Origin of the sequence: Rhizobium sp. Rhizsp42 (genome assembly GCF_047304155.1) — a bacterium.
Lineage (GTDB): Bacteria > Pseudomonadota > Alphaproteobacteria > Rhizobiales > Rhizobiaceae > Rhizobium.
In genome coordinates this window covers 54,537-60,843 of record NZ_JBGLYS010000034.1, presented here as the reverse complement: position 1 = coordinate 60,843, position 6,307 = coordinate 54,537, and the positions used below count along the sequence as shown (strand labels likewise).

The following is a 6,307-nucleotide window of genomic DNA, read 5'->3' as shown; positions in this document are numbered from 1 at the left end:
ATGCGCTCCAGCGACTGCTGGATCGACAGGTTCTCATTGAGACCTTCGACCACCAGTCCGTTCAGGCGGGTGTCGCGGTAGGCGGTCCACCAGGCGACCGTCGAGACGTCGCCGTCGGCCTTGGCCGAGCCTTCATTGAACTTGGCCGGGAGGGGCATCTGCGGGGGAACATGATCCGGGCCACTCACACAGCCCGCGAGAACGGATAATCCGGCAAGAATTGCGATGCGGCGCATGAAATCTCCATAGGCGATGACCGCAAGGCGGTTCGCTAACAATCTATTATCGCTTATGGTTAATTTTTACTTTCCATGTCGTGGAGCAACTTCACATGGCAAGCTAAGCGCAGCGGGGGCTCGGCGCGCTGATAGGGGGATCACCAGACAATGGGCGGATAAGAGTTCGCCAACTATCGAATGGCAGCTATGCACCAATATCATTGAATTCAAATCGATAGGATGTTATCTAATTCCATGACAACGAACATGAAGAAGACCTGGACCGAGTTCGCACCCTTGCTGATGATCTGCGGGCGTGGATGGCGCCGTGCGCTCAACGCCGTTTTGACCGACCACAAGCTTTCCGACGCCAGCGCCGCACCGCTCATCGCGCTCATCCGGCATGGTGACCGGATCCCGCAGAATGTGCTGGCTGAACGGGTCGGGGTGGAAGGGCCGACGCTCGTGCGTGTGCTCGACAGTTTGGAGAATGATGGCTTGATCTGCCGGGTCGCTGACGAGGCGGACCGGAGGATCAAGCTGGTGCAGCTTACCGGGGAGGGCACAGCGGTCGCCGAGCGCGCCGAGCGTTGTGCGGCAAAGTTGCGAGAGCAAATCCTTGGCGATCTCGACCCCGACCAGGTCGATGCCGCTATCGAGGTTTTGCGCGCCGTCGCGGATCGAACCGCGGCGATAACCGGAACGCAGGACAATGACGAGTAGCCACAATCCGATCTCCCCGAGCATCTGGGATGTCGTTTTCTCCATCAAGACTTTTACCGCGGCGATGCTGGCGCTTCTGATCGCGCTTTGCTTCGATCTGACGAATCCCTACTGGGCGGTTGGCTCGGTCTACATCGTGGCGCACCCGCTGTCGGGTGCCAGCACGTCGAAGGCGATCTATCGCCTGATCGGCACCGCCATCGGTGGCGCGATGACCGTCATTCTGGTGCCCAATCTCGTCAATTCACCGGAGCTCCTGACGCTGGCGATCGCGCTCTGGATGGCGTTCTGCCTTGGTGTCAGTCTGCTCGACCGCACGCCGCGCAGCTATTCCTTCATGCTGGCCGGCTATACGACGGCGCTCACCGGTTTTCCGATCGTCGCCAACCCCGAGACCGCCTTCACCTATCCGGTTGCCCGCGTCGAGGAGATCGCGCTCGGCATCATCTGTGTTGCGCTTGTGAGCCGTCTGGTCTTTCCGCGCCATGCCGGTCCCGTGCTCGCCGCACGTATGAATAGCTGGGTTCACGATATCGCGGCACTCGCCATCAGTACGCTGAACAGCAGCGACAAGAGCGACGCGCTGCAGGCGGCCGCCCGCAAGCTGGCTGCCGATGCGGTCGATCTGCACAGCTTCACCACGCATGTTGCCTACGACACGTCGGGTCTGCGCGACATGGTTGGGCGCACACGCACGCTGCAGCAGCGCATGGTCGCCATGCTTCCCGTTGTCTCCGGCCTGGCCGATCTCCTTCATGCCTTCCGCAAGGCGACCGACGGCAAGCTCACGGTCTCGGCCAATGAGTTGATCAGGCGCGTGACTGAACTGCTGTCGAACGAGGCCCCCTATGGCGAGGTCGAGCGGCAGGAAATTCTTGCGCTGATGGAAAAGGCCGAGCAGGAAGGCCGCGAGCAGCAGGAATGGAACGGCCTTCTCGCCCATAATTTCACCTCCCGTCTGCGCGACCTGCTGCAGATCTGGAGCGATTGTCTGGCGCTGCGCGACGACATCGAGACCGGCGGCCGCCGCGAACTGCGCTGGCAGCGTTTCGGTACGCTATTCGACCGCGCGCCGATCCACCGCGACTACGGCATGGCGATCCATTCGGGTCTCTCTGTGATGCTGGCGACCTTCATTGCCGCAGGGCTCTGGATCCTCACCGGCTGGTCACAGGGTAGCGCTGCCGCGATGATGGCGGGCGTGCTTTGCTGCATCTTCGCGACGATGGACGATCCGGCGCCGATGATGCTGAAGTTCATGTATGTGTCGATCTTCGCGGTCGCCGTGGCCTTCGTCTTCGAGTTCGGCCTGCTGCCGCTCGTGCATGGCTACCTGCCGCTGGCGGCTGCTCTGGGCCTCGTGCTCATTCCGGCCGGCGTGCTGATGCCAAAACCATCGCTGATGATTTACGGCCTCGGCTTCGGCGTCAACTTTCCGAACATGCTGGCCCTGCAGGATCGCCTGAACCCAGACCTGAGTTCGTTCCTGAATTCGAACATGGCAATGGTTGTCGGCCTGGTGATTGCCTGCGGCACCACGGTGCTGGTGCGCTCCGTCGGCGCGGAGTGGACGGCCTACCGCGTGCTGCGGGCCGGCTGGGCGGATATCGTTGCCGTGGCGCGCAAGTCGGATGCACCTGACTTCGCAAGGTTGCTCTACCGCATGGTGGATCGCTTCGGTCTGGTTGCGCCGCGCCTGGCGCGCATCCCGGTCGAATCCGCCGTCGCCCAGAACGACATCCTTGGCGATCTGCGCAATGGCCTGAACACGATGGAACTGCAGCGCCACCGGCAGCTGCTGACGCGCGACAGCCGAAAGGATGTCGACGAGGTTCTGTCGGGAATTGCCGGCCTCTACCAGCAAAAGCAAAAACATGGCCACGCCCAGCCGGGCGAGGGCCTCTTGAAGGCGATCGACACATCGTTGGTCGACCTCATCAACCAAAATCCGTCATCGGCCGTCGAGGGCGCACGACGGGCCATCACGTCGCTTCGCTACAATCTGTATCCGGATGCGAATTTCGTGATGCCTGACGCGACCATTCAGGCAGGCGGACAACTCGCAAAGGAGAACGCGGCATGAGACCGGAACTCGATCTCTATGGCGTCTTCATACCAACGCTCGCGGCAATCGCCGTTGTTGCCTTCTTTCTCAACTCCATCCTGCGGCGGATCCTGGCCTTCATCGGATTCTATCGTCTCGTGTGGCACCGGCCACTCTTCGATACGGCCATGTATTTCTGCCTGCTCGGCGCGCTCGCGCTGTCTTTGAACAAGGTGTCACTATGAAATCGCTTCTTGCTTATTCCGGCCGCTTCCTTCTGACCGGCGTCGTCGTGGCGCTGGCCGGTGTGCTGGGCTGGCATCTCTGGGACTACTACATGAACGACCCGTGGACGCGTGACGGCAAGGTTCGCGCCGATGTCGTTCACCTGGCGTCGGACGTTTCCGGCATCGTCAGCGAAGTCGATGCGACCGACAACCAGACGGTCAAGAAGGGCGACGTGATCTTCCGCATCGACCAGGCTCGCTTTGCTTTGGCGCTACGCCAGGCCGAGGCGCAGATGGAGAGCAGCAAGGCCGCGCTCGACATGGCCAAGAGCGATCTTGATCTCTACCGCAAGCTCGGCGAGAGCTCGGTGACCCGGCAGAAGATCCAGCAGGCGGAAACCACGGTTCAGCAGGACGAGGCGACCTATAACCAGGCCGTCATCAGCCGCGACACCGCGCAGCTCAACCTCGACCGCTCGGTCGTGCGCGCACCCGTCAACGGCGTGCTCACCAACTTCTCGATGCGTCCCGGCAATTACGTGACGGCGGGCAGTGCCGTGACGGCGCTGATCGACACCGATTCCTACTACATCTCCGGCTACTTCGAGGAGAACAAGCTCGATCGCATCAAGATCGGCGATGAGGCGCTGGTCTATCTGATGGGCAGCGAAAAGCCGCTCAAGGGCCGCGTCACCGGCGTTGCCAGCGGCATAGAAGACCGCGAGCGCAGCGATACGGGTGCGCAGCTCGCCAACGTCACGCCGACCTTCACCTGGGTTCGCCTGGCGCAGCGCGTTCCCGTTCGGGTGACGCTCGACGGGGCGCCGGGCGAAACCGCGCTGGTCGCCGGTCGCACGGCAAGCGTCACGATCATCGAGTGATCTAACCATGGCGTGAGGTAGTCGGTTCGGCGCCTGACGCATGACCCGACACGTTACGGCCCACGGGTCCTTCAAGGGCTGTGACGAGGCATGCGCGGATTAAGCCCGTCCGCGCATGCCTGAACCTACGAATGCCCGGATATTCTCAATGATCCGGGATCAGGAGACACCCGTGGACGATCGCCACGTCATCGAAATCACCACATGGCTGATGCAGAGCGGGCTGAAAGGCCTTTCCGAGGCCGACCTGCTCGACGGTTTCTGCGAGCGCTGCGTCGCGAACGGGCTACCAATCGGCCGGTCCGTTGCCGTCATCGATACGCTGCATCCGCTCTATGAAGGTCGCGCGTTCCGGTGGGATGCCTTGGAGGCGGTAGAGCGCATCTCGGCCTATGGCGTTGCCGGGGCGGGCAATTTCGCCGACAACTGGCTGCGCTCGGCGTTTCACTATCTTGAGCTCGAAGACGCCAACGAGGTTCGCCGCTCTTTCCTCCGCGGCGACGCCGCCGATTTCTACCTTCTCGACGAATTGAAAGCCGCTGGTTTCACTGACTTTGTCGCCATGGCGCATCGTTTTGGCGATGAGGGAGCGATCGGCGAGATCGACTGTTTCTTCTCGCATTTCGCCACGCGGGCGGCCGACGGCTTTTCGGAGCAGGATCTGGCCGCGCTGCGCGAACTGCTTCCCTGTCTGGCATTGGCCGTCAAATGCGTGACGGTCAGCGGGGTCGCCGGAACGATCGCCAAGGTCTATCTCGGCGACGACGCCGCCAACCAGGTGCTGCACGGCAAGATCACGCGCGGGCGCAGCGACCGGATTTCGGCGGCACTCTGGTTTTCCGACCTCGCCAATTTCACCCACATCTCCGACACGGTCGATCCGGAAGAGATCATTCCGATGCTCAACGACTATGCCGATGCGGTGATCTCCTCGGTGCAGGAGGCGGGCGGCGAGGTGCTGAAGCTGATGGGCGACGGCACGCTTGCGATCTTCAAGGACGAGAAGCCGAGCGAGGCCTGTCTTTCGGCGCTGAAGGCACGAACCCTGCTCGACAAGCGGCTGTCCGACCTCACGGCGCAGCGCCGCATCGAGGGCCGGCCGGTCACGGATGTCTATCTCGGCCTGCATATGGGCGACGTGTTCTACGGCAATATCGGCAGCAAGGACCGTCTCGACTTCACGGTCATCGGACCCGCCGTCAATGAGGTCAGCCGCATCGTGTCGCTCTGTCGATCGCTGCAGCGCAAGGTGCTGATGTCGGCGAGCTTCGCGGCGATCGTTCCCTCGACGCAGATCGATCTGACGTCCATCGGCCAGCACGCGCTGCGTGGCGTCAACCGCGCCCAGGAACTCTTCACGCTTCTGCCCACGCTGTGATGGTGGCGGTTCTGAGATTGCCATTGGCCAAATTAGACCTCGCAAAGTAATTCGGCAGCCTCTAAAACAGCACATCAATACAGCGGCCCCTCGGTCGAGGAGGCAGGGTCGCTTCATCGCGCAATGGGGAATTTTGGATGGATCTCTCGAACTGGAAGGGCGTGGAGCGCCCGGAGCGTATTGCTCTCGAAGGACGCTATGTCAGGCTTGAGCCGCTTGACGCGGGCCGCCATGGGCGCGACCTGCTCGCCTCGGCGCAGCAGCCCGGCGCCGACGATCGTTTCCGCTATCTCTTCGAGGACGCGCCTGCCGACATGGCAGCCTTCACCACATGGCTCGAAAAGGCCGAGGCGTCGGCGGATCCGATGTTCTTCGCCGTCATCGACAAGCGCACTGGCCGGGCCGAGGGGCGTCAGGCGCTGATGCGCATCGATGCCACGCATGGGGTGATCGAGATCGGCAACATCTTGTGGGGACCGGCGATCGCACGCAGCCGCGTTACCACCGAGGCGCTCTATCTCTTCGCCAAGCTCGCCTTCGACAAGCTCGGCTATCGCCGTTTCGAATGGAAATGCAACAATTCGAACGAGCCCTCGAAGAAGGCGGCTGAGCGTTTCGGCTTCACATTCGAAGGCGTGTTTCGCCAGCATATGGTGGCCAAGGGCAAGAACCGCGATACGGCGTGGTTCGCAATGATCGACGCCGACTGGCCGAAGCTGAAGGCCGGCTACGAGGCTTGGCTCGATCCCGACAATTTCGACGATGCCGGGCAGCAGAAAAGCAAACTGCGCTTCGATTGAGCTCTTGCTGACGACTTCGAGCGCTTGTTGAGCGAT

At 62.0% G+C, this 6,307-nt stretch carries 6 protein-coding genes and 1 pseudogene; 6 read left to right on the top strand and 1 reads right to left on the bottom strand.

From position 1 onward, the window contains the following. Positions 1-236 (bottom strand): annotated as a pseudogene (locus ACCD05_RS25430) (nodulation protein NodT); the annotation flags it as partial. A gap of 249 nt (positions 237-485) precedes the next feature. Between ACCD05_RS25430 and ACCD05_RS25425 the strand changes: the two are divergent. From ACCD05_RS25425 to ACCD05_RS25400, 6 genes are all read left to right on the top strand, one after another. Beyond that, the gene (locus tag ACCD05_RS25425; RefSeq protein WP_181459274.1) at positions 486-941 is read left to right on the top strand and encodes a MarR family winged helix-turn-helix transcriptional regulator; all 456 of its coding nucleotides are present in this window, start codon (positions 486-488) and stop codon (positions 939-941) included. Next, positions 931-3,024 (top strand): FUSC family protein, encoded by a 2,094-nt coding sequence (locus ACCD05_RS25420; protein ID WP_413396194.1) that lies wholly within the window; start codon positions 931-933, stop codon positions 3,022-3,024. Before ACCD05_RS25425 ends, ACCD05_RS25420 begins: the two co-directional genes overlap by 11 nt. Further along, positions 3,021-3,230 (top strand): DUF1656 domain-containing protein, encoded by a 210-nt coding sequence (locus ACCD05_RS25415; RefSeq protein WP_047515002.1) that lies wholly within the window; start codon positions 3,021-3,023, stop codon positions 3,228-3,230. Before ACCD05_RS25420 ends, ACCD05_RS25415 begins: the two co-directional genes overlap by 4 nt. Then, a complete protein-coding gene (locus ACCD05_RS25410) occupies positions 3,227-4,093 on the top strand; it encodes an efflux RND transporter periplasmic adaptor subunit (protein ID WP_209235123.1) in 867 nt (288 codons plus the stop codon). The genes ACCD05_RS25415 and ACCD05_RS25410 overlap by 4 nt, the downstream gene beginning before the upstream one ends. Before the next feature lie 172 nt (positions 4,094-4,265). Next, positions 4,266-5,471: an adenylate/guanylate cyclase domain-containing protein gene (locus ACCD05_RS25405; RefSeq protein ID WP_209235122.1), complete on the top strand. Its 1,206-nt coding sequence runs from the start codon at positions 4,266-4,268 to the stop codon at positions 5,469-5,471. 137 nt (positions 5,472-5,608) lie between these two features. Next, the gene (locus ACCD05_RS25400; protein ID WP_413396191.1) at positions 5,609-6,271 is read left to right on the top strand and encodes a GNAT family N-acetyltransferase; all 663 of its coding nucleotides are present in this window, start codon (positions 5,609-5,611) and stop codon (positions 6,269-6,271) included. Positions 6,272-6,307 lie beyond the last annotated feature (36 nt).

Bases quoted from the DNA above. Each gene is read 5' to 3' on its own strand.
- ACCD05_RS25410 (WP_209235123.1), top strand. From the start codon at position 3,227: ATGAAATCGCTTCTTGCTTATTCCGGCCGCTTCCTTCTGACCGGCGTC.
- ACCD05_RS25415 (WP_047515002.1), top strand. From the start codon at position 3,021: ATGAGACCGGAACTCGATCTCTATGGCGTCTTCATACCAACGCTCGCG.
- ACCD05_RS25400 (WP_413396191.1), top strand. From the start codon at position 5,609: ATGGATCTCTCGAACTGGAAGGGCGTGGAGCGCCCGGAGCGTATTGCT.
- ACCD05_RS25420 (WP_413396194.1), top strand. From the start codon at position 931: ATGACGAGTAGCCACAATCCGATCTCCCCGAGCATCTGGGATGTCGTT.
- ACCD05_RS25425 (WP_181459274.1), top strand. From the start codon at position 486: ATGAAGAAGACCTGGACCGAGTTCGCACCCTTGCTGATGATCTGCGGG.